This is a genomic window from Paenibacillus sp. LK1 (assembly GCF_002750415.1).
GTDB classification, from domain to species: domain Bacteria; phylum Bacillota; class Bacilli; order Paenibacillales; family Paenibacillaceae; genus Paenibacillus; species Paenibacillus taichungensis.
The window spans coordinates 379,988-402,039 of sequence record NZ_PEII01000004.1; the positions used below are offsets into that span (position 1 = coordinate 379,988).

Sequence of the window (22,052 nt, forward strand, 5' to 3'; positions counted from 1 at the left end):
GCTCTGATCCTACGCTAACAATACAAAAACGGGATGAAGCCCTAAAGGTACAGGCTTCATCCCATTTGCATTTGCATATGCTGGCGTTAATTCCAGCTTGGTTAACGATCTGACGTTACTTTTCATTAGGCTGTCTTAACAGCGTACTTTTGTTTCATTGTATATTGGAGCTTAGATTATATAGGATCTGTTATTCTTCGCTACCGTTCTCTTCCGCCCAACGGTTCAACAGCTTATCCGATGGAAGCAGGAAGGTGAAGATACCGATCAGTGGCAGGAAGCTGCACATTTGCATTACTGGAGATACGCCGAACACGTCGATCCAGTTCCCCAGCACGAGTGCCCCCAGACCGCCCATACCAAATGCCAGACCAGTAATCAGGCCGGAGACGGTCCCGATTTTACCTGGAATCAACATTTGTGCATACACCACGGTCACCGAGAAGCTGGACAACATGATGAACCCAATAATACTCAGCAACACGGCTGTCCAGAACAGATTCGCATAAGGCAGCAGCAGCGCCAGTGGAGCGGCTCCAGCCATTGACAGGAAGATCATGTTGCGTTTACCGAAGCGATCTGCCAGTGGACCACCAAAGAACGTACCAAGAGCCCCAGCCGCCAGGAACAGGAAGATATAGATCTGTGCGTCCTCTGTGGACAAGTTAAATGTATCCTTCAGGTTAAACGCATAGAAGCTGCCGATCGAAGCGACATACCACGAACGGACAAAGACGAGCAGAATCAAAATGGTTATGGCAGCAGCAATCTTTTTACGTAATGCTGGATTGGGAGCACGACGAGCTGCAGCTTGTCTGCGCAAATATCCTCCCGATTGCAGCATGCGTCCATACCAGCGAGCGATGTAGATTTGAACCGCGATTCCCGCAGCTGCAATGCCCGTGAATCCGATGGCACCGAACAACCCAAAAGGGATGAAAATCCATCTGGTGAGCAATGGTGCCAAGGATTGACCGGCGTTACCGCCCACCTGGAAGATTGACTGAGCGAGACCTCTACGAGGCCCTGCGGCCATATGGGATACCCGTGAACCCTCTGGATGGAAAGCCGCCGAACCGAGCCCAACAAAGATGACAGAGATCAGGACAGCCATATAACTGTCGGCGAAGGCAAGCAATAACATACCGGTAAACGTAAAGCCCATACCGATGGGCAGAATGGATGGTGTCGGTTTTTTATCAGCAAACCAGCCTACAACAGGCTGCATGATGGACGCAGTAAAGTTAATAGCAAACGAAATCCATCCGATCTGCGTATACGTGAGATGCATGGAGTCTTTCAGAATTGGAAAAATAGCTGGAATGACAGATTGGATTGAATCGTTGAACAAATGGACCAGACTGATGGCAATTAAGATCCGGTAAACGGTACCTTGAGCATCCAATCCGGGTGGAGCTTTCGAACGCGCAGCGGCGTCTTTGGATAATGAATTTTGCATGGACATGAACAGTTCTCCTTTGGTCGCGGTCACGAGGGATCAGCGCCTGATGATGTGATGTGCCTAAGCATATTGTTACATAATAGGACAGATTTGAAAGGCCGACAAGGGGAACAGGTGAAATTAACGTTCTCTTTATAATGTAAACTATTGATATACTTTAAAGATTCTACTATTAAAGTTCTACTAAATCAGAAATGATAAAGGACTGATCCATATGAAATCTCTATCACCATATGTTCTCGCCAAACGTAATTTGGCAATGACCATTCTATTTATGGCAGTCATGACTTTTCTGACTATCTATGTTGCATCGACGTCTCTGTACTTTGCTATCGGATTTTTTGTGGTTGTTCAGTCTATTGGTGTTCTTATGTTGAGACACTATATCAAGAAAGTGAAAGAACTGAAGGAAGATCATAACCCTTGAATGCGAGTCCAATCCATACGATTATTGCAAACGCTCACGTTCCATAGCATACAAAAAAAACAAAAGCCGAACTTCTTAAGATAGAAGTGTTCGGCTTTTGTTTGCTCTATAATTTTATACAAAGCATAATTGGTGTATCTACCCAATTAACGATTATCAATCGTCTCTGGATACATATCATGATTCATCATGCGATGCTCAGCCATTTGCTCATACTTCGTACCCGGTTTGCCGTAGTTGGTGTACGGATCGATGGAAATGCCGCCGCGCGGCGTGAATTTACCCCACACTTCGATGAAGCGTGGGTCCATCAGTTTGATCAGGTCGTTCATAATGATGTTCACACAATCTTCGTGGAAATCACCATGGTTGCGGAAGCTGAACAGGTACAGCTTAAGTGACTTGCTCTCCACCATTTTCACATCAGGGATGTAGCTGATATAGATCGTTGCAAAGTCCGGCTGACCCGTGATCGGGCACAGGCTGGTGAACTCCGGGCAGTTGAATTTGACAAAATAATCTCGGTACGGGTGTTTGTTATCGAAGTTTTCCAGAATTCCCGGATCATATTCAAACGTATATTTTACGCCCTGGTTGCCCAGCAACGTTAGATCTTGCATTTCATCAGGTTGTCTCATGAATTCGTAAACGCTCCTTATTTCCGGCGACGCACGAAGCTTACCGGTATATATGATAGGCCATTTTAGCCTCTGGTTGTTACCAAAATTACATCATGCCGCCCATTCCACCCATATGCCCATCAGACGCCGCGCTTGTTGCCCCACACAAGGGTATGCAGCTGTGGCAGCACACGAACGTCGTTCAGATCATCGGAAGCACTGACTTGGTCAATCAGCCACTCATAACGGGCAAGCAGCGAAGACGCCAGATCTGGGGTATCAGCAGAAGTGACATCCGGGTTCCCGGTTTGCAAAAATAAATCCGTGCCCGGATACCGTGCATGCACACGGCGGGCATAGTCCAAGTCTGTCTCATCGAAAATCACGATTTTCAGACTGTGGCTTCGTTCCACCGGGCGAGCAGCCAGTTGGTGGATCAGATCATCCAGCACAGCCCAGTCAGTGTTCATGCCTGAGCTGGGAGGCTTGGGCGAGACGGTGACTTCGTCAATGTCCGCCAACCAAGTCTGCCAACGGGAGCCCTGCGTTTCTACCGCGGTGCGGATGCCGTTTTTTCCAAGCAGCTTAACCAATCCCCCCAGCGAAGCGAGCAGGGCAGGGTTGCCGCCTGAGATGGTCACATGGGAGAAGCGCGAGCCGCCAACGCGGCGCAGCTCGTTCCACACGTCCTCCGGCGTAATCATTTGAATCAGATCCTTGCCACTGCCGTCCCAAGTAAAGGCCGAATCGCACCAGGAGCATCGATAATCGCAGCCCGCGGTGCGGACGAACATCGTTTTCTGCCCAATAACCATGCCTTCACCTTGAACCGTCGGGCCGAAGATTTCCATCACAGGAATACGAGCCTCTTTGCTCTGTTCCACACTACTCATCGATCATCCACTCCCGTCTAGCCTCGGCGTAACTGGTTGGCGTCTCGTATAAGCGGACAAACTCTGTTCTACCACCCTCAGTCAGTGCGGAATACGGTTCGGTCTGCAAGGCATGTTCCATCTGCTCGAACAACCAGACGACCATATTTTCAGCTGTTGTGTTCATGAGGGGAAGGGTTTCGTTCAGATACTGATGATCGAGATACCCTTCAATTTGTGTTTTCCATATATCCTTGATATGGCCAAAATCAACCGTAAGTCCGGTCTCACCCGGATAACCGCTAATGCCAAAAACAACTTTATACGTATGCCCGTGCAAATTTTTGCACTTGCCTTCATAACAATGCAGATGATGCGCAGCGTCAAACGTAAACTCCTTGCTGACAAGCACACGTTTGCGATGATAGCGAAGCTGTGCAGGGAGGATATCTTCTCCAATCCGCTGCAACCGTTCAACAATACGAAATGTTCCCGGTTCTCTCATCGTACGTCCGCTCCCGCAGTTCCAACAGTAGCAGAATTCGTGCGTTGCTCCAGATAGCGATCCAGTCCGGCTTTGCGCAGTTTGCAGGCAGGACATTCTCCGCAGCCATCGCCAATAATCCCGTTATAACAGGTCAGTGTGCGCTCCCGCACATAATCGAAGGCACCAAGCTCATCTGCCATTTTCCATGTTTGGGCTTTGTCCAGCCACATCAGTGGGGTGTGAATGACAAACGGGTAGTCCATGGACAGATTCAGCGTTACATTCATCGATTTCACAAACGAATCCCGACAATCCGGGTAACCGCTGAAATCCGTTTCGCATACACCTGTAACGAGATGACGAGCCCCTTTTTGCTTCGCCATAATGGCTGCAAAACTGAGGAACAGCAAATTCCGTCCATCCACGAACGTACTCGGCAGTTCGCCTTCCTCATGCGTAATCTCTACATCCGTACGGGTGAGTGCATTGGGCGCGAGTTGGTTTAACAAGCTCATATCCAGTACCGTTTGCTGCACACCCAGATCGCGAGCGATTTCTGCGGCGCATTCAATCTCCAGCTTGTGACGCTGGCCGTAATCGAAGGTAACTACCTCAACCTCAGCAAATTGCTGTTTGGCCCAGAACAAACAAGTTGTACTGTCCTGACCGCCGCTGAATACAACGACTGCTTTTTCTTCGTTCAACATAAAAAAACCTCTCCATCTTCTTAAGATCAATCCATGCACATAGGCACAGAGCGTCGGAAGAACAGAGAAGTTCATGAACTGGCATCCATCAAAAAACACACCTTCTCGTAGGCTGCTTCAAAAAAGCAGGCACGATCTAGTGTCCTTAGTTTTTTACGTACGTTGTTACCTAAAATGTACGCAAGACTTATTGACCTTTTAATGGTCGAGTCTTATAGAGGGAGTTCGCGAACCTCTCCCATGCCATAGGCATGGATTTTCTTCTTCAATTGTCCGGTACAGTATATCACATTTCCAATACGGTGAGCATGCTTTCCATGAGAACCCATTTATAACCGAGCCTAACGTCATCTGGACTTATTTGATCAATACATTTCCAAAAGGAATGACTTCTTTCAGAATCCGCTTAAATAAGCCTTCATCGTTCATATCCTGTTCCAGCCTATGATTTTCACGACCAGCCTGAAAAAGTACAGAGCCATGTCCTGTCATCTTCCAATGATAGTTCATATGCTGGCTGGCAAGGTTGTTCCCGTATACGGTAAGTTCAAGCTGCGCGTTCTCAGGATAGGCGATAATACTGCCTGCATCCACGTACAGTGGTGCGGTAGGGTGCAGTTCCTGCTGGCAGACCTGACCTTGTGTCAGCAATCCAATTTTGCCTTTGCCCGAAAACTTCATTTTCACGGCATCCCGAGTGATGAGCATGTTTTTGATTTTTTGAATTTTGGTGTGCATCGTGACGCCGTCAGAGTAGAAGAAAAGATGGCGGAAGTCGTACAGCAGATCGCTGTTCTCACTCAGTTCAACTTCCTTCATGGTGAAGCCGGGAGGCAGGGCGGCCACAAATTGACAAGGACCGGTAATTTCGGATTTGATCAGCTTTTTTTTGCGATAGATACCCGAAATATTCATAAATTTATCATTGCGACTGCTGCTTGGGCCGCGAAAAGCGACAATTTGCTGGGGATGGAGAATATGCAGGCGGTCGTCCTGGATCAACGAGAACGTGACCACTTGTCCGGCTCCGCCAGCTTCGGCATTATTCAGGTGTATGTGCATGCGGTTGCTCCTGTTCTTTTATACTCGGCCTGAACGGCGACGCATTCCCCAGCGCATCACTCGAATCAGAATAAAGTATCCCAATATGAGTGAAACGGCTGTGATAATCATCGTTTGAATGCGTTTGGCCGTTGCCGTTTTGGCATCCTGATCATTTTGCAGCTTGCTCACCATGTCGGTCAGTTTTTCGTTTTGCGCTAGCAGCAACTCGTTCTGGGCCTTGAATGCTTCGACATTTGCCTGGGCTTGTCCCAATTGGGCAGAAGTCTGATTCAACTGCTCCAGCGTCTGTTTATAGCTTTCCTGCAAGGCGTTCACTTCTCCAGGAAGCTCGGAGACTCGTTCCCATCCACTATAGATATCGGAGAATATATTGGCATTTGCTGCACTGACTGTAGAAGTCAAAGAAACAGTAAACAATACACATGTGGTGAATAACACCCGAATGAAATAACCCTGAATGGGTTTTGGCATGAATGACACCTTCTTTCGGTTACATAATCGTTTGCCGATTTCGTCGTCATTTGTTGAAATACGGCTCTTACATTATACGTCAAAACCAGGACAATGGGTTCAAGATGATGTAGTTTTAATTACCCTATATGAGAATAAATCAATACATGTGGACAGGTGTTTAATTTCTAGGCCGCCGGGGTAATAGAAGGACAGAGCAGCACTGCGGACGGTCTTGACATCATTCTTTTACTTCAGCTCCGGGTGCCTGCTATTCATATTAACGAAATTTGTAATTTAATGAGTGAAAACAATATATCCGATTTTTAAGAAGATCGTGAATACGAAGGGGTAGAAACGTATGTACACAACTAAACAAGTTGCAACAACCAAAACGATTATGATCACTGTAAATGGTGAGCCAATCGGGCGTGAATTGATTATCGACAGTATTACTTATGCTCCGATTACAGAACCTGATTCTATACAAAATTCACACAAAATGGGAATGAATACTACTACGATTTAAGTTAGGACTTGTCATATAAAAGTGGTCTAAAAGCTTGGCATACTGCCAAGCTTTTTCGTCGTTTATTGTCGTAATTACACGGATTTAGGGACGAGAAACTAATATTATGGAAAAATTTCCTGCGAACATATGTTCCGTGACAATATAGTGTCCATTTACCCTGATAACTTAGAAGATAATACATATAAATCGGGGGAGAGACTACCAGTGAACTCAGTCTTTGAAGTATCTTATTCGTGGAATAGAGAGGCCATACCGACAGGGGGAGCGGACCCCGTATATATGATGGTAGAGTGGCGTAATGGATCCCCTGCCAAAAGACTCAGGAAAATAGCACCCAAAATTGTGTCGCGAGACTTGGAACTTTTGCTCAAACCGGAATTTGGAATTCAGCTTAAAGGCATCTACGGCTGTCGTTCCAAAGAAACGGATATCGGTTGGGTTCTAAGACTTGGAGATGTATACAAGGGAGAGAGTAAACAAATTTTACTCGAATTCGCTATGGGACCTCGTGTATCGGGGAAAAGTGCCGTATGTTCAGCTTATTGGAGTACGCGAAAATTGAAACAAAGCCAGAGAGTACTGCTGCGCAGAGAACAGTTGTACATTCAGTACACCAGTCATCTGGGCATGCTGCGCCAGCCGGTAGATCCCAAGGTAGAGAAGACAATCAAATTAAATGAAACCGTTCCTTTGATTAAACAAGCTTTGCGCGCTTATGAAAGAGGTCGTACACAAGAGGGCAGCGACATGCTGCGTCGTCACGCAGATGCTCTGTTAATTGAAGCGGCACGAAAACAGGATCTGGATTATTATGCGGAAGCCGAAATTGTGGAGAAACTTCGGCACCATTACGGGATTACTTTTAATTCCATGGTTCATAATCGCGGAAAAACGATGTTAGGTGAATAGGGATAAAGAACTAGGGAAGTTGGTACGGAAAGGAATGTTTCTACATAAATTTTTGAAGGTGAAGTCAAGGAATAAGTCGAATGTACTAAACAACATAATAATAAAAAAATGGATGGAGTTGTATCGAATTTATTGAAACAACATCGTGGAGGGTCCGGCAAAATGACAGACCGACTGATCCGATTAATGCGCATTATTACTCTTGTGCAGGCCAAGCCGGGTATTCTGGCCCGTGAGCTTGCCGAGCGGTGCGAGACAACGGAAAGGACGATATACCGCGACATGGAGGCCCTCAGTGCAATGCATATCCCCATCGCCAATATGGGACACGGGAGAGGATACATGTTTATCAGCCATTTTGCCATGTATCCGCTGAATTGGTCTGATGAAGAAGCTCAAGCCTTTATGCACCTGGCAGAAGTCATGGAGAATATTCGTCCGTTGCTGAAGCCTGCTTTTGAGAGCGCGTATGAGAAAGTGGTTGCTTCGAGTCAGAAAAACAAAACAGAGCGAGTGGAATGGTCTGAGCAAATTGGCGGGTTGTTCAAGGTGGGTACTTCTGCTTGGCAAAATGAAAGTACCGAACTTCTGAATCATTCACTGGTGACCTTGCTTCAGGCCGGAATTTCCCAGAACACTATTGAAGGAGAATATCTGTTTCAAGGTAAAAAGGGGATTGCACGAATGGACCCCTACTGTCTTATTCCTCGTGAATACCGATTTGATCTGTTGGCGTATTGTCACCTGTCAGAGAAACTGAGAATATTTCAAGTGAACCGTTTGTACAGGGTTCGGATTTTGCCACGCACGTTCCGCAAAGATGACTACCTTTTACAATCTCACTTCCGTACGCCACAGGAACTTAGCGGCAGTACGGAGTGGACTGCTTTCAAAATCAGATTCTCACCGCACGCTGTGGAGCGTGTCATGCAGGAGCAGTTTTTTGCACGCCCCATCTTGACGATTGAACCGGAAGGCACGTTGTTGTTTGAAGCCATATTGAGTGATGAAGAAGGGTTTCTAACGTGGTTGTCTCAATATGGACCCGATGCTGAAATTCTGGAACCCGAGAAATGCCGCCTCATGATGAAAGAACGTCTGGAACGTTGGAGGGAGATCTACAACTGAACTTCAATGCAGATCATGGCTGGTCTGCCTTTGTTCAACATGCAATCGTAGTCCATTATTCTTTGGTCTTGAACAGGTGTGCAAGGTTACCGAAAGGGGAATCTTTCTCGTCATCTTCTACACTACTGGAATAGACCACTTTGGATGTGATGCCCTCATCATCTGCGGCGCAATTGGTTTCCAGTTTGAACTGATCAAATTGATGTATGAATACTTTGGCTGTATTAATCGCATCATCCAAAGCGCGGTGCTGAGTGCCATCGAATTCAATACCACACAGTTCAAGAGCCTGAGCGAGTCCAAGCTGACGGAATTTTCCTTCCTTGCGTACTGTGCGTGACCATTGCTGTTGAATATCATTGTGGTTGGTGATCCAGGCTACATCGAGTTGATGAGTGCGACAATGAGAAATCAGTTTGGCGCGGTCATCCGGTCCCCAGGAGCACATGTAATAGGATTCAGTTCCCATCCAGGCAATAAATTGATTCAGTGCTTCCGGAAAAAGAGGGGCTGCGTCAATGTCTTTCTGCGTAATACCCGTAAACTGAATCGTATCGGCGGACAGCACCGATTTATTGGATGGACGAACATAAGTGTGGAACGTGTCCGATACGTACAGGCCGTTCTCACCTTCCGTTACTTTGACGGCACCGATATCTATAATTTCAGAAGAGTATCGTGTATTGCGACTTACCGTGAATTCAAGATCGTAAATAATATATGGCATAGGACAAACTCCTTTATCAATTAATACATGGTTTCTATTTCTCTATATTACAGGGAACGCACGGCCATGTCAGCCATCGCCCAGCAATTCATGGAGAGTGAGTAATAACAGTTGGGGAGTGTTGAAGTTTCTTTTTATATGAAGTGTATATGTTTGATATGCCTTTACATTGCAAAAAGGGGTCTTTATAATGGATAAAGTTAGGATGCAGTCCAAGTTTTTGTTGTCATTGTTATGCAAAATCGTAGGATCTTAATCATGACATGAGGCCGATATAATCAACATTTCCTGACATGGTGCAAACCGTTGGGGAGTGTTTTTTTTATGGACATTTTTGGTCAGAGAGGAGGGTAGCATTTTGTTGGAAGAATATCGGAGTTAGTGATACATTAATAGTTTTTATGAATTTACATTACATAGTGGAGGATTAATTATTTTGGTTAGCAAAAAAATGAAAGCAACAGCAATTACAGCCGCTGTATTTATTATTTTATTTAGTGCAGCTTATGCTGCCTTTTATATCTGGAACAAGAACTATAAATTCAATAATAATTATATATGGCAGCCATTGGAGACTGTACAATCTAGCACAACGCTGTCCGATTCTTATAACGTTATTGTTGCTGGAACTGATCCGGAGGGAATTACGGCTGCGTTATCTGCTGCCCGCAATGGGATGCGGGTATTGTTGGTTGAAGCAAGAGATCGCAACATGATGGGAGGGTTGATGACCGAAGGGGGACTTAATACGTTAGATTTGAATTACTCTCCTGATCAGCCGCAATGGTTGAGCAGTCTTCGACAGCCTGATTTTCTGAATAAAGGGATTTTCCAGGAATGGTTTGACCAGATTGAGGGCAGTTCGTTTGATACCCATACAGCGGCTAACGTATTCTATCGAATGATTCATTCCGAACCTAACATTGACCTTCTGATGAATGTCAAACATTTGGAGCCCATTACTGAGTCTGCCTTGGAAGGGCGAACTACAATTATGGGGATGAACATCACTAAAGAAGACGGAACCATTATAAAAATTGCAACACGTTCAATCATTGACGCTACGCAGGATGCAGATATTGCAGCGGCGGCTGGGGTCCCATATTCCATAGGTAGACAGGACATTGGAGATGGAAAAGCCAAGATGGTCTCTACGCTTGTATTTAAGTTAAGTGGTGTTACAGATGAAGTATGGCAGAAGTTCAGGGAAAGAGAAGGTACGGGCGTGGATAAAATGAGTGCCTGGGGATACGGTGATGCGCGAAAATATGAATCGACCGATCCGCAACGTATCAAGATTCGTAGTCTGAACATTGGGAGACAAAACGATGATACCATCTTGATCAATACGATGCAGATCTTTGGAGTAGATCCGCTGAATCCGGCATCTGTGAAAGAAGGACTGGAAATAGGGCGGAAGGAAGCTCCTTTGATCGTTGATTTTTTGAAGAAAAATTACGAGGAGTTTGCAGGGCTTGAATATGCCGGAACGGCGAATGAGCTTTACGTGAGAGAATCACGTCACATCTATGGTGAGTATCGTCTGACACTTGCTGATGTTATGGAGAATCGAGATCATTGGGATGCAATTGGTTATGGTTCATACGATATCGATATTCAGAGCACGAGTGTGGGCAATCCCGGTACCATTATGCTGAGTCCAGTTCAATATGGTGTACCTTTCCGTTCGCTTGTCCCATTGAAAGTTGATGGTCTGTTAGTAGTAGGACGAGCAGCAAGTTTTGACACGATTCCACATGGAAGCGCAAGAGTCGTCCCTCTGGGGATGGCTACTGGAGAAGCCGCTGGAGCAGCTGTCAAATTGGCATATGTACATAAAGAGTCCTTCCGGGAACTCTCAGCTTCCGAGGAGCGTGCAACCGAATTGCGTAAGATGCTGGAGAAACAAGGCATGGATCTGTCGATGCATAATTTTGAGAAGCCCGAGTACATGGAGCATAAGGATTATAGAGGGTTACTTGCTGCCGCGAGTATGTACATGGCCTCAGGTAATTATAATAATGATGGTTGGGATCTGGATACGGGTATGAATCCGGAACGTTACTTAAGTAAATTGAAAAGATTGCAAGCCATGTTTCCAAGCTTTTATACAGGCAGTGCAGATAAAGTTGTTGTGAGTATGAAGAATGCTTCCGCCTTACCTTTAACTCTGGATCAGGCTGCGTATATGATATGTTTGGCAATGGGAGCTACTGAAGCTGAAACTACACCTGAATTGGCACTTACTCAATTGCAAATGCAGAACTTCGTAAGCGAGGACACGCTTGCTGGTATAGCAAACAAAAACGAGCTTACGAATGGAGACGCGTACATGCTCATCCGTGATGTGGTGGAATATTATTTGGGGGTAGTATTTGAGTGAATGGTTGACAACTTCTTGTAAATACACTATGGTGATCAAAATGATAACAGCGATCAACGAGGACATAATTACGTCAGCCAGCTTCTACAGAGAGGAAACCGCTTAGTGCAAGGTTTCTGTTGCTGTTTCGTTATTCCTACCTCGCGAGCTGCGGAGGAGAAGGCCCGAACGGCCTGTAACCTTCGCCGGATGGGCCCGTTATGCTCTGAAGGACTGCATGTTCACGTTTTGTATAGGTTGCAAACGGAGAACCGGTTTATGGTCAATGCCTTGATGATTTGATGGCAGAGTCGACCGGCAAAGTGCAGTTAAATAAGGGTGGTACCACGACACATTCGTCCCTTGACGGATGTGTTTTTTTGCTGTTTATAACCAGATTAACAATAATGAATAGAAGAATAAGGGGTGTGACAAGATGCGTCAAAGTGAAATGCTTGTTCCAACATTACGTGAAGCACCAGCAGAGGCAGATGCAGCAGGGCATCGCTGGTTATTGCGCTCGGGAATGATTCGCCAACTTGCAGCAGGGATATACAGTTACCTACCCTTGGGACGTCGTATCTTGCTGAATGTCGAACGAATCGTTCGGGAAGAAATGGACCGTGCAGGATGTCAGGAAGTATTGTTGCCAATCATGCAGCCTGCTGAGCTATGGGAAGAATCCGGGAGATATACACAGTATGGCCCTGAGTTGATGCGTCTGAAGGATCGCCATGCACGAGAATTCGCCCTGGGTCCTACCCATGAAGAAGTTGTGACTGCACTAGCTCGTGACGAGGTTAATTCTTATCGGAAGCTGCCGTTTACACTTTATCAGATTGGAACCAAATTCAGAGATGAACGTCGTCCAAGATTTGGATTGCTGCGGGGACGGGAGTTCATCATGAAGGATGCGTACTCTTTTGCTTCCGATTGGGAAGAGCTGGATCGCACCTATCAGTCCATGAATACAGCATATTCGCGCATTTTGGAGCGTTGTGGACTGGAATATATTCGAGTGGAAGCTGATGCGGGCACCATTGGTGGTCAAGGGGAGACCCACGAATTCATGGCACTTGCTGATGTGGGAGAAGATACGATCGTAACCTGCAAACACTGTGGATATGCCGCAAATCTGGAGAAGGCGGGGTATCAGATTTCTAAATCTTCTGCTAAGAATCCAGGAAAAGCGGAAGCTTCTGCTGACCTAAAAATGGTTGAAAAAGCTGATGGGAATCCCGAGGGTGACACGTTGGTTCGTATCCAAACGCCAGGTGTACGTACGATCAATGAGTTAAGCGCCTTTGTGGGCAAGGATGCCAAGCACATGATCAAAACATTGCTTTATCAGGCCGATGGTCAACTGGTAGCTGCACTTGTTCGTGGGGATCATGAAGTGAATGATATTACGCTGAAGCAGGTATTGGGTGTAGAGGAGCTGATTCTGGCTGATGAAACTGCTCTTGCAAGTCATCCGAAATTAACTGTAGGTTTCCTGGGTCCCATTGGACTGGATCTGCCGATTGTAGTAGATGCGGATGTAGCTGCAATGGAACGTGCCATTACAGGAGCGAATGAAGTTGATGTACACTATTCGAATGTAGTTCCAGGTAAAGATTTTGCTTTGGACAAAGTAGATCGAATCCGATTCGCTGCTGAAGGTGACGGCTGCCCAACCTGTGGAGAAGCGCTTGTATTCACAAAAGGAATAGAAGTGGGGCATATCTTCAAACTGGGAACCAAGTACAGTGACGCTATGGGAGCATCCTTCCTGGATCGCAATGGACGGCAGTGCGCACCTGTAATGGGTTGTTACGGTATCGGTGTGTCTCGTCTGATGGCCGCTATTGCTGAACAATATGCCGGAGAAGATGGTATCCGTTGGCCGTCAGCCATCGCACCTTATCATGTACATCTGATCCCAATGAGCTGGAAGGATGAACAGCAACGTGAGCTCACACTGGAACTGGAACAACAACTATTAGAAGCCGGATACAGTGTACTGGTAGATGATCGTGATGAACGGCCAGGGGTGAAGTTCAAGGATTCGGAATTAATCGGTTTGCCTGTCCAGATTGTTATTGGCCGAGGTGCAGCAGAGGGACAGGTAGAATTTGGATCGCATGTTCTTGCAGCACGAGGTGAATCCAAACGAATCAGTCTGTCGGCACAAGAGGCTGTAAGTCAGGTGAAGGAACAGCTATAGTCCGGAATTAAAAACATATATCCTTATGAAACCGTGCTACGTGCCTCTATATAATAGAACGATGTATAATAGGTCCGGATATTATGCGGTAAGAGATGTTTGTGGTTATGTAACGGATTAAAGCATTAAAAAGAGGGCTATAGTCATGTAAGAATGCAACACTATTTGCGTATTGTCATACCAAATAACTAGAATTTGAAAAACTGTATTCTGTATACAGTCGGTTTGTCCATAAGAGCTTCAAGCGTAACATGTCAGGAATCTATGCATGTGCAAATACGCAAATCATGGAACAAGAAATATAGCGTTTTGAATGTGAAATAACCGCATGAGAGTGGCAATTTGGGATATTTCTTCTATAGTCCATGGTAGAGGGCATGGGATGAAGGGATTTCTTAAAGTGGCTTTGGGGATTTATTTTTGCAGCAAAGCTATATTCATGAAAACATGGAGTGTACAACTCGGTAGGTTAACTACGGAGTGATGTAATAAGTAAAATAGAAAAGGGTGTCCATCAGCCGGTTATGGCTTGAGGGACACCCTTTTTTTTGAATCTTATTGTGCAAATATCTGCTCTTCTCAGAACTTAAGAGGCTGCAGGCAGTTTCAATTGCTGACCTGGATAAATCCAGTGTGGATTTTTGATCTTATTCAGCTTTTGCAGAGCTTGCCAAGTGGTACCGTATTGTTTGGAGATGGAATACAAGGAATCTCCGGATTTTACAACATGCACTTTGGCTGGAGCTGGTTTGCTTGGCGTCGGTTTCGACGGTGTTTCTGGTTTTGGTGTCTCTGGTTTCGGTGTAGTTGGAGCTGGTGTTTCCGTTACTGGAGCTTCCGGTTCAACCGCAGGAGCTTTTGCTTCCTTAATTCGACCATCTGTTTTGATATCTACAGCGCCCAGTTTTTGCATGTATTCGATCAACGCTTCATCCATAGCACCGTACATGCCGGACGTTGTGTATTTTGCAAACATCGTGTACTCATCACCGCCAACAGCAGTGAAATCATTCGTAGCCATGGTGTACGTTGCTTTTGGATCAAGGGCTTTATCTCCGATCATGACGGAGTGTACACGGCTGCCTTTTGCAGCGGAAGAATCAATGCTGAATGTCATTCCGGATACTTGTGGGAATCCGCCACTTGGTTCTGGATAAGATCCTACACCGTTTTCAAGGGCTGCGATTACATCGGAGCCTGTTACTTCAAGCGTTACAACCTGATTACCAAAAGGAAGGACAGTAATGATATCACCTTTAGTCACGATACCTTTTTCAATAGAAGAACGAATACCGCCACCGTTGGTGAGTGCGATATCGGCTTTGCTGACGTCACGGATGGCATCTGCCAGCAGGTCACCCAGGTTCGTTTCACCTGCGCGTACTTGTTCGCGTTTGCCGTCCAGCAGAATCGCTGTATTGGCTACTTCTTCTTTCAGAATGGGTTCTTGTTCTTTCTGAATGGAGTTCACCAATGTGGCAACTTTCTCATTTGGTTTGATGTCTTTTGCTTCCGTTTCATCAATCAGTGTAGCTTGTTTTTTCGTTACTTTGCCGCCGTCAACCCACAGGTCGATCACGCCTACAAAGTTTGTATATTCTCCAGCGCTGGCGATCAATGTTCCGTTATCGGATACAAGTCCATCTTGCAGAACCGTATGGCTATGACCGTCGATGAATACATCAATGCCTGGCACTTCTTTTACAACTTTGAAGCTAGTATCGGTGCTGGACGCGTCTTGTCCAAGGTGTCCCAATACAACAACAACATCTACTTTGCTGCGAATTTCGTTCACAAGAACTTTGGCTTCCGCAGTTGGGTCTGTAATATCAAGACCTTCCACATTTTTCGGATTTGTTTTGTACATCGTTTCCGGTGTAGTCAGTGCAATGATACCGATCTTCACGCCGTCTACTTCTTTAATGAGATAAGGCTCGAAGAGACGAGTTCCGTCTTTCTTTTTCACATTGGCACTGAGCATGGGGAAGTTCATCATATCCGCAAGTTCGATGAGGCGCTCGGAACCGTAGTTGAATTCGTGGTTACCCGGTACAATCGCCTGATAACCAATTTCGTTCATTACTTTGACAATGCTCTCACCGTTAACGAGTGTAGCAAAGGTTGTACCATGCACTGCATCTCCGGCATCCAGCAGAAGGGTATTTGGGTTTTCGCTACGGTATTTGTCCGCAATTCCAGCAACTTTGGCGAAACCCATCGCAGGTGAGGACTCAACTGCGCGTGCGTGCGTGTCATTCGTATGTAGAATAGTAATGTGCTTACCTGTGCCCGGAGTGGTATCCGTTGCAGCAGCGGCAATGCCTACACTGCCAAACAGCAAACAGAGCGTTAGCATAAGTGAAACATAAGTCTTCCAGATTTTCATATAAATCAGTAACCTCCCCAAAATAATAATCTACGTGAGCGTTTACACAACTCATGTTGTATTTTACCAGACTACTATTAGGAAATCTCGCTATTCACGTAAAAATAGGTAACCTGAAAGTGACATCTGATTTTTAAAGTGGAAGATGAAGAGAGAATTTTGTTTCAAAGGAACGTATGTTCTTAAAAAGACTAAAAAAAATGCTGCACTTCACGTGGCAGTCCAGTACGCAAACAAAATTTCTCCAGTGATTCATCCGGCTCTGGCATCACCCCTGAAGTTAGAAGCTGTATGGCAAAACGATTGGCCTGTCTTTCCAGCTTGCCTGGGGCAAAATAGGAGTGTTCCTCCAGAAAGAAGCGGTTTATGCCTTTGTGCAATCGGTCATGTCCAAGTTCATGGGCACACACGAAACGCTGCCATTCCGGCGGTAAATCATTGTGAATGACGATAAATCTGCGACGGAGCTTTCGGAAATACAGTCCTTTGGTAGACTTGCCCAGATTGGTGAACCGGATCTGTATTCCAATGGCTCTGGCAATGCTGAAAGGGCAGTTGGTCCGGTGTTTTCGAATCAGCTTTGTTACAATGTCATCCATATCATCTCACCTGCTGCTTTAGTTTGTTCAGCTTGAAATGCTTCATGGGCGCTCGTCCGGATCGTTCGTTTTTTTGCGTTTGTTCATCTGTTTGGCTTCCCAGAACAGACCTGTCAGGACATCCTTGATTCGTTTCTTATCCTCATTATCCAGCGGGATGCCGTCAAACATCAGATCATCCTCGTCCTCGAGCATCTTTTTGAAGTCTCGACGGTCCTTGTAAGTTGCCCATTCTGGAGCGTCATGGAGCTGACTTTCTGTATTTCCGTTTTCCAGATATCCGGCCTGTTTCATCATATCCGCGTAGGGAACCGAGAGTGCATCGGAGATTTTGCGGATGGTAGCGGGCTTGGGAACTCCGCGAACCCCATTCTCAATGCGTGAAATTTGCGAGTTGCTGATTCCTGCTGCTTCGGCGAGCTGATTGATGCTGTATCCCTGTTGCTCGCGCAGTTGTTTCAGATAAGGACCAAAAGCGTGCTCCACAATTCATGCCACTCCTTTGATTCGTACAAGTGCTTGAATTATATATTAAGAGAACTTGTCTCACACGAGTCACTCCGATGGCAGAACAACCTTCCATCACTGTTATCCCCAGATTTCTTTGATTCCCTTCTCAAAAGGGAGAAATCCGGTGATAAAGGTGAACGCTACGCTTCTCCAGGTTTTTTCTACCCTCTCCGTAGACGTGCTAATCTAGAATTCTATCTTAAGATATAAAAATCAAATGACTTATACGAGGATCTTTAATTATCTGTACTATATCGTATATATACCATTAGGTAAAGGGATATGAAACAATTATGCCAAAAGGTAAAGGAAATGAGAGCGCGGGTTTTATTTTATAGTTAAAACGACCCAAAATGAAGGTTTACGCCGATCCCCAGAAAGTGGTATCCTCAAATAGAAATACGAACAAAATACGAACAAAATGTAAAGTTGAGACAAGGTTGGATGATGAGGAAAATGATTATTCCTGCTTCATAGCTGACTTTAATTGATTCCAAAAGGCAACAGAAAAAAGTTGAATAATGCCGTTACTATTTCAGAGAACTGGATAACTCTAATAAAAGGAGTATTTTGTATTCATCCAGAGAGCGATTCAAATCAGCAATAGGTAGATCGAAAAGCTTCTATTCGTCTATCTATTGTACCCGTAAGCGACTGGAACCGAATAATACAAAATACCAAAGATGAGATGAATGCGAGTTTAACTTTTATAGAATGAACTTTAAGTTACGCATACGAAGAGGACAGAAAAAATCTGGGGATAACAGCGATCGTAAGATTTTTCTGTCATCAGAGTGGAACATGCGAAGCTAATAGACTTTCATTCTATAACGAATGTTAAAGGAGGAGAATGAATATGGAACTGATGCTGCCCGAATTGGACCGACGCAAAACACAGACTGCTGTTGAAGCCGCGCTGGAAAAATACCGGATTTATAAAACGATTGCTTTTGAAGAACGAGAGGTAATGGTGACGGCGAGTTACGCAGAGCGTTTCCATGGTGCAACGAATGTGACCGGGGATTCCACTGCCAGAACGGCAATCTATAATGTGGATGTACAGCGCGCACGTCAGGCGTACTGCGATACGATTGATTTTGTGGTATCTCGACTGAGCGAGAAGGAACGTGTACTTGTCAGAGAACGTTATCTGAAGGATGACGATGTATTTGACTATAAAGTGTATAACCATGTGTTTGACCCGCCTGTCAGCAAGGATACGTATACGAAGATTCGGACACGTGCTTTCTATAAAATGGCGCTGGCTCTGTCAGATCGGGGTCTCATTAATATGGAGCCTTTATCTGCATCTCGTAAAGAGCGACAGAAGCTGGGCTAGAGGTGAAGCTAGAAGTTCATCCTTTTATATCCTTCGCTGATTGTATACAATAATTGAAAACAACACTAAGGATCAGTCAAAGGAGAGGAATCCGCATGACGGAACAAGCCGGAATGCAGGAGATGTACACACTGAAGACGATCGCGGAAACCCTCAACACATCCAACGACCTGAATCTGATGCTGGATACGGTACTCGGTAAATTGTTGGAACTGACGGGATTGACTACGGGCTGGGTGTTCCTGATCAATAATCAGGGAGAGTACTCCTGTATTGCTGATTACAGTCTGCCTCCTGCTCTGCTGCATCATGAGAAGGAGCCGATGCGCTGTGGGTCTTGCTGGTGCGTGAATCGCTTCCGGGACGGGAGATTGGATAATGCTGTCAATATCATTAATTGCAAACGCCTGGAGGATGCCGTCGATCATCAATGGGGAGATACCCGTGACATCACTCATCATGCAACGGTTCCGCTCCGCTCGGGGGAGAAGATGCTGGGACTGCTGAATGTTGCGGCACCAGGAAAAGAGCATTTTAGTGATAGTGAGCTGGCGCTTTTGCAGGCTGTAGCTTATCAGCTAGGTAGTGCAATGGAGCGGATGCGATTATATAGCGCAGAGCAAAGGCGAGCGGATCTGTATGTCAGGCTGGGGGAGTTCAGCCGATCGCTGGGCGTGACGGTCAACGATTGCAACAGTGTAGACGATATGGCCAAGACGGTTGTAAAGCTGCTTGGACATCATTATGACTGGCCATTTGCCGCACTGTTATCCCAGAAGAATGGAAGCTTTATGGTACAGGCCGCTCATGCTCATGGCAGGTCCGAACTGATGACACTATCTGGGCTCTCTCCAGAGGTGGAGAATCGCATGCATCGTGTGATTGATTCTCATCGGGCTATAGTATTGTCGGCAACAGAAATTCGAGATATTTCTGCCATTTGCAATACCCGACTTCCTATGTCCGTTTTGGCTTCGGGCTTGGCTGCACCCATCCCATTAAGTTCTCCTGGCGAAACGGCAGTACTGGTGGTTGGTTTGGGTTCAGCCAATGACTTCCTTCAGGCAGATCGTGAGGTTTTCGATGCACTCGCTGAACATATTACAGCCTCGTGGGAGAGTCTGAGACTGGTATACAAACGCCGGGAATTAACCCGACTGGAGGAACGAAACCGACTGGCTCGAGATTTGCATGATTCGGTGAACCAAATTTTGTTCTCCCTGTCCCTGACAGCCAAAGGGGCGGAGAGCATGTTATCCGGATCACAACAGCTGCATCCGGCTGCGGAAGCGATGAAGGATATACGTTCCTTGTCACAGGAAGCATTGAAGGAAATGCGTGCCTTGATTATGCAGCTTCGTCCGGCGGGGTTGGAGTCTGGACTGCTCAGTGCCTTGCAGGAATATGGTACAGGACAGGGATTGCAGGTCGTTGTACATCGGACGGGTATGCGCTCCTTGCCTCAAAGTATCGAGGAAGGCTTATGGCGTATTGGACAGGAAGCTCTCAATAATGTACGTAAACATGCGGGAGTCCCTTCCGCTGAGATATCCCTCCAGCTAAGCGATCAGGAAGCGGTCTTAATCGTTACAGATCGTGGAAAAGGGGGAGCCAAAAGGCGTGAGGCCTTGCCTGCCAGTTCACTTGGTCTGTCCATCATGAGGGAGCGAGCCCAGTCATTGGGCGGCAGACTTGAACTTGTGAGTTCATCCCGTAAGGGAACATCGGTAACGGTCGTCATTCCACTTCCGTCCGAATCTGTATAAAATCAGGGGGAAGAAGACATGCCGATTACGATTTTACTCGCGGACGATCATGCAATGGTGAGGCGTGGGTTGCACGTTTTTTTGTCCACACAGCCAGATATGGAAGTCGTCGGAGAAGCCTCGAACGGACAGGAAGCACTGGAACAAGCAGAACAGCTGCACCCGGATGTGGTATTAATGGATCTGCATATGCCAGAGCTTGATGGGATTGAGACGGCGAGAAGGCTTCGTGCGATCTTGCCTGGAATCCGTATCATCGTACTTACGTCCTTCTCGGATCAGGATCATGTGGTACCAGCCGTACGCGCTGGGGTGAAGGGATATTTGCTGAAAGATATTGAGCCAGAGGATCTTGCCGCTGCCATCCGCAATGTGCATGCAGGTCAGGTAGAACTTCATCCAGCGGCAGCAGGACAATTAATGCATGTGATGGCATCGTCTGAATTGTCGATGAATGAAGCGCATGGGCGTGCAAATCCCCATACATCTACTCGGCTTCCAGAGCAAGAGCGGGATGGGCTGGGAAAAGAAACTTCTCATGGCCCGGACATGCTCACCCGTCGGGAACAAGAGGTTCTGGGGCTGATCGCACAAGGATTGAGTAATAAAGAGATCGCCATCAAACTAATCATTACCGAGAAAACGGTGAAAACCCATGTCAGTCATCTTTTGGACAAATTGGGACTGGCAGACCGCACGCAAGCTGCGCTTCATGCCGTAAGAAATGGTTGGGTCGTCTGATCCAGCTTCAATATTCTCAGACTAAAGTCGTAGAAACTCAACCCAAAGGTTGAGTTTTTTTGTGCTGCAAGTAAAGTCTATCTGCTGACGATTCCGAGGTAGAAGCAAGGTAAGATGAGAGTAGAGAAAGTTGAATCGAAGAGATGGAATGTTTTTATAAAATCGAAGGAGAGTGACATAGATGAATATTATCATTTTGGCAGGCAGTAATCGGAAAAATGCAACCAGTACACGTTTAGGGGAATATGCCGCGGAGGTAATCAGCGGTCAGGGGCATGAAGCCAGCTTGTTCGATTTATATCAGACACCGCTCCCATTCTATGCACCGGATGAAAAACAGAATGAAGATCAGAATCTGTCTGACCTGAACACACGTATGCTCGCAGCAGATGCCATTATTCTGTCTACGCCAGAGTATCACGGCAGTATCAGCGGTGTACTCAAAAATGCATTGGATCACCTGAGCCAGGCTCATTTCAGTGGTAAACCGGTATTGTCCATCAGCTCAGCAGGAGGCGCGGTGGGCGTAAGTTCGCTTTTGCAGCTGCAGGCAATTATTCGTAATTTGCACGGTATTAACGCGCAGGAGTGGATTTCCATTGGTGGTGCACAGCGCAGAAGATTTGAAGCAACGTTTGACGGATACGAAGAATTTGAAGGCAGTCAGGACATTGAGGATCGGATCAAACGCGTGATTGGTTCATTTTTGCACCTTGCCGAGACGTTAACTGCAGTACGGAAGACGTCCGGGAGTTAA

General features: G+C 46.1%; 21 protein-coding genes. 10 read left to right on the plus strand and 11 right to left on the minus strand.

Going from position 1 to position 22,052, the window contains the following annotated elements; all coding sequences use genetic code 11:
* Positions 1–190 precede the first annotated feature (190 nt).
* Positions 191–1,459: an MFS transporter gene (locus tag CS562_RS11465; protein WP_062324021.1), complete on the minus strand. Its 1,269-nt coding sequence runs from the start codon at positions 1,457–1,459 to the stop codon at positions 191–193.
* Positions 1,460–1,676: 217 nt separating this feature from the next.
* Between CS562_RS11465 and CS562_RS11470 the strand changes: the two genes are divergently transcribed.
* Positions 1,677–1,889, plus strand: a complete 213-nt coding sequence (locus tag CS562_RS11470) for a hypothetical protein (RefSeq protein ID WP_099855745.1) — start codon at positions 1,677–1,679, stop codon at positions 1,887–1,889.
* 146 nt (positions 1,890–2,035) lie between these two features.
* Here the strand turns inward: CS562_RS11470 and queF are convergent, their stop codons facing one another.
* From queF to CS562_RS11500, 6 genes are all read right to left on the minus strand, one after another.
* Positions 2,036–2,527, minus strand: coding sequence for a preQ(1) synthase (queF, locus tag CS562_RS11475; protein ID WP_063564570.1), 492 nt, complete (start codon positions 2,525–2,527; stop codon positions 2,036–2,038).
* Positions 2,528–2,649: 122 nt separating this feature from the next.
* Positions 2,650–3,402: a 7-carboxy-7-deazaguanine synthase QueE gene (gene queE, locus CS562_RS11480; protein WP_099855747.1), complete on the minus strand. Its 753-nt coding sequence runs from the start codon at positions 3,400–3,402 to the stop codon at positions 2,650–2,652.
* Positions 3,395–3,886, minus strand: coding sequence for a 6-carboxytetrahydropterin synthase QueD (gene queD / locus CS562_RS11485; RefSeq protein ID WP_099855749.1), 492 nt, complete (start codon positions 3,884–3,886; stop codon positions 3,395–3,397). The genes queE and queD overlap by 8 nt, the downstream gene beginning before the upstream one ends.
* Positions 3,883–4,572: a 7-cyano-7-deazaguanine synthase QueC gene (gene queC, locus CS562_RS11490; protein WP_099855951.1), complete on the minus strand. Its 690-nt coding sequence runs from the start codon at positions 4,570–4,572 to the stop codon at positions 3,883–3,885. The genes queD and queC overlap by 4 nt, the downstream gene beginning before the upstream one ends.
* 360 nt (positions 4,573–4,932) lie before the next feature.
* Complete coding sequence (locus CS562_RS11495) at positions 4,933–5,637, minus strand: AIM24 family protein (protein ID WP_063564567.1); 705 nt, start codon at positions 5,635–5,637, stop codon at positions 4,933–4,935.
* An 18-nt stretch (positions 5,638–5,655) separates the two neighbouring features.
* A complete protein-coding gene (locus CS562_RS11500) occupies positions 5,656–6,111 on the minus strand; it encodes a hypothetical protein (RefSeq protein WP_024632428.1) in 456 nt (151 codons plus the stop codon).
* A 340-nt stretch (positions 6,112–6,451) separates the two neighbouring features.
* Here CS562_RS11500 and CS562_RS32900 point away from each other — a divergent pair, with 340 nt between their 5' ends.
* The 3 genes from CS562_RS32900 to CS562_RS11510 all read left to right on the plus strand — a co-directional run bounded on the left by CS562_RS32900 (position 6,452) and on the right by CS562_RS11510 (position 8,659).
* The gene (locus CS562_RS32900) at positions 6,452–6,619 is read left to right on the plus strand and encodes a hypothetical protein (RefSeq protein ID WP_180287102.1); all 168 of its coding nucleotides are present in this window, start codon (positions 6,452–6,454) and stop codon (positions 6,617–6,619) included.
* A gap of 207 nt (positions 6,620–6,826) precedes the next feature.
* Positions 6,827–7,531 (plus strand): hypothetical protein, encoded by a 705-nt coding sequence (locus CS562_RS11505; RefSeq protein WP_125477267.1) that lies wholly within the window; start codon positions 6,827–6,829, stop codon positions 7,529–7,531.
* Positions 7,532–7,693: 162 nt separating this feature from the next.
* Positions 7,694–8,659: a helix-turn-helix transcriptional regulator gene (locus CS562_RS11510; protein ID WP_076291440.1), complete on the plus strand. Its 966-nt coding sequence runs from the start codon at positions 7,694–7,696 to the stop codon at positions 8,657–8,659.
* Between the two features lie 55 nt (positions 8,660–8,714).
* On the opposite strand, the gene CS562_RS11515 is transcribed toward CS562_RS11510, so the two are convergent.
* Entirely contained in the window at positions 8,715–9,386 is a 672-nt protein-coding gene (locus CS562_RS11515; protein WP_076291441.1) for a 3'-5' exonuclease, read from the minus strand.
* A gap of 436 nt (positions 9,387–9,822) precedes the next feature.
* On the opposite strand from CS562_RS11515, the gene CS562_RS11520 reads away from it, so the two are divergent.
* Together CS562_RS11520 and CS562_RS11525 are read left to right on the plus strand one after the other, a co-directional pair.
* Positions 9,823–11,769: an FAD-dependent oxidoreductase gene (locus CS562_RS11520; RefSeq protein WP_257219457.1), complete on the plus strand. Its 1,947-nt coding sequence runs from the start codon at positions 9,823–9,825 to the stop codon at positions 11,767–11,769.
* 415 nt (positions 11,770–12,184) lie between these two features.
* Positions 12,185–13,954 carry a proline--tRNA ligase gene (locus CS562_RS11525; RefSeq protein WP_099855753.1) on the plus strand — a complete coding sequence of 590 codons (1,770 nt, stop codon included), beginning with the start codon at positions 12,185–12,187 and terminating at the stop codon, positions 13,952–13,954.
* 586 nt (positions 13,955–14,540) lie between these two features.
* Here CS562_RS11525 and CS562_RS11530 read toward each other — a convergent pair.
* The 3 genes from CS562_RS11530 to CS562_RS11540 form a co-directional block, all read right to left on the minus strand.
* Positions 14,541–16,340 (minus strand): 5'-nucleotidase C-terminal domain-containing protein, encoded by a 1,800-nt coding sequence (locus CS562_RS11530; protein WP_099855755.1) that lies wholly within the window; start codon positions 16,338–16,340, stop codon positions 14,541–14,543.
* A 191-nt stretch (positions 16,341–16,531) separates the two neighbouring features.
* Complete coding sequence (locus CS562_RS11535) at positions 16,532–16,939, minus strand: ImmA/IrrE family metallo-endopeptidase (protein WP_062323893.1); 408 nt, start codon at positions 16,937–16,939, stop codon at positions 16,532–16,534.
* Between the two features lie 42 nt (positions 16,940–16,981).
* Positions 16,982–17,428 carry a helix-turn-helix domain-containing protein gene (locus CS562_RS11540; protein ID WP_076291444.1) on the minus strand — a complete coding sequence of 149 codons (447 nt, stop codon included), beginning with the start codon at positions 17,426–17,428 and terminating at the stop codon, positions 16,982–16,984.
* An 877-nt stretch (positions 17,429–18,305) separates the two neighbouring features.
* Between CS562_RS11540 and CS562_RS11545 the strand changes: the two genes are divergently transcribed.
* The 4 genes from CS562_RS11545 to CS562_RS11560 all read left to right on the plus strand — a co-directional run bounded on the left by CS562_RS11545 (position 18,306) and on the right by CS562_RS11560 (position 22,052).
* Positions 18,306–18,788 (plus strand): ArpU family phage packaging/lysis transcriptional regulator, encoded by a 483-nt coding sequence (locus CS562_RS11545; RefSeq protein ID WP_064640192.1) that lies wholly within the window; start codon positions 18,306–18,308, stop codon positions 18,786–18,788.
* Positions 18,789–18,883: 95 nt separating this feature from the next.
* The gene (locus CS562_RS11550) at positions 18,884–20,554 is read left to right on the plus strand and encodes a GAF domain-containing sensor histidine kinase (protein WP_099855757.1); all 1,671 of its coding nucleotides are present in this window, start codon (positions 18,884–18,886) and stop codon (positions 20,552–20,554) included.
* An 18-nt stretch (positions 20,555–20,572) separates the two neighbouring features.
* The gene (locus tag CS562_RS11555) at positions 20,573–21,295 is read left to right on the plus strand and encodes a response regulator (protein WP_099855759.1); all 723 of its coding nucleotides are present in this window, start codon (positions 20,573–20,575) and stop codon (positions 21,293–21,295) included.
* Positions 21,296–21,476: 181 nt separating this feature from the next.
* Positions 21,477–22,052, plus strand: a complete 576-nt coding sequence (locus tag CS562_RS11560; protein ID WP_099855761.1) for an NADPH-dependent FMN reductase — start codon at positions 21,477–21,479, stop codon at positions 22,050–22,052.

Excerpts from the sequence above, each read along its gene's own strand:
- CS562_RS11465 (WP_062324021.1), bottom strand. The coding sequence starts at position 1,459 with ATGCAAAATTCATTATCCAAAGACGCCGCTGCGCGTTCGAAAGCTCCA.
- CS562_RS11470 (WP_099855745.1), top strand. The coding sequence starts at position 1,677 with ATGAAATCTCTATCACCATATGTTCTCGCCAAACGTAATTTGGCAATG.
- queF (WP_063564570.1), bottom strand. The coding sequence starts at position 2,527 with ATGAGACAACCTGATGAAATGCAAGATCTAACGTTGCTGGGCAACCAG.
- queE (WP_099855747.1), bottom strand. The coding sequence starts at position 3,402 with ATGAGTAGTGTGGAACAGAGCAAAGAGGCTCGTATTCCTGTGATGGAA.
- queD (WP_099855749.1), bottom strand. The coding sequence starts at position 3,886 with ATGAGAGAACCGGGAACATTTCGTATTGTTGAACGGTTGCAGCGGATT.
- CS562_RS11495 (WP_063564567.1), bottom strand. The coding sequence starts at position 5,637 with ATGCACATACACCTGAATAATGCCGAAGCTGGCGGAGCCGGACAAGTG.
- CS562_RS11500 (WP_024632428.1), bottom strand. The coding sequence starts at position 6,111 with ATGCCAAAACCCATTCAGGGTTATTTCATTCGGGTGTTATTCACCACA.
- CS562_RS32900 (WP_180287102.1), top strand. The coding sequence starts at position 6,452 with ATGTACACAACTAAACAAGTTGCAACAACCAAAACGATTATGATCACT.
- CS562_RS11510 (WP_076291440.1), top strand. The coding sequence starts at position 7,694 with ATGACAGACCGACTGATCCGATTAATGCGCATTATTACTCTTGTGCAG.
- CS562_RS11515 (WP_076291441.1), bottom strand. The coding sequence starts at position 9,386 with ATGCCATATATTATTTACGATCTTGAATTCACGGTAAGTCGCAATACA.
- CS562_RS11525 (WP_099855753.1), top strand. The coding sequence starts at position 12,185 with ATGCGTCAAAGTGAAATGCTTGTTCCAACATTACGTGAAGCACCAGCA.
- CS562_RS11530 (WP_099855755.1), bottom strand. The coding sequence starts at position 16,340 with ATGAAAATCTGGAAGACTTATGTTTCACTTATGCTAACGCTCTGTTTG.
- CS562_RS11535 (WP_062323893.1), bottom strand. The coding sequence starts at position 16,939 with ATGGATGACATTGTAACAAAGCTGATTCGAAAACACCGGACCAACTGC.
- CS562_RS11545 (WP_064640192.1), top strand. The coding sequence starts at position 18,306 with ATGGAACTGATGCTGCCCGAATTGGACCGACGCAAAACACAGACTGCT.
- CS562_RS11550 (WP_099855757.1), top strand. The coding sequence starts at position 18,884 with ATGACGGAACAAGCCGGAATGCAGGAGATGTACACACTGAAGACGATC.
- CS562_RS11555 (WP_099855759.1), top strand. The coding sequence starts at position 20,573 with ATGCCGATTACGATTTTACTCGCGGACGATCATGCAATGGTGAGGCGT.
- CS562_RS11560 (WP_099855761.1), top strand. The coding sequence starts at position 21,477 with ATGAATATTATCATTTTGGCAGGCAGTAATCGGAAAAATGCAACCAGT.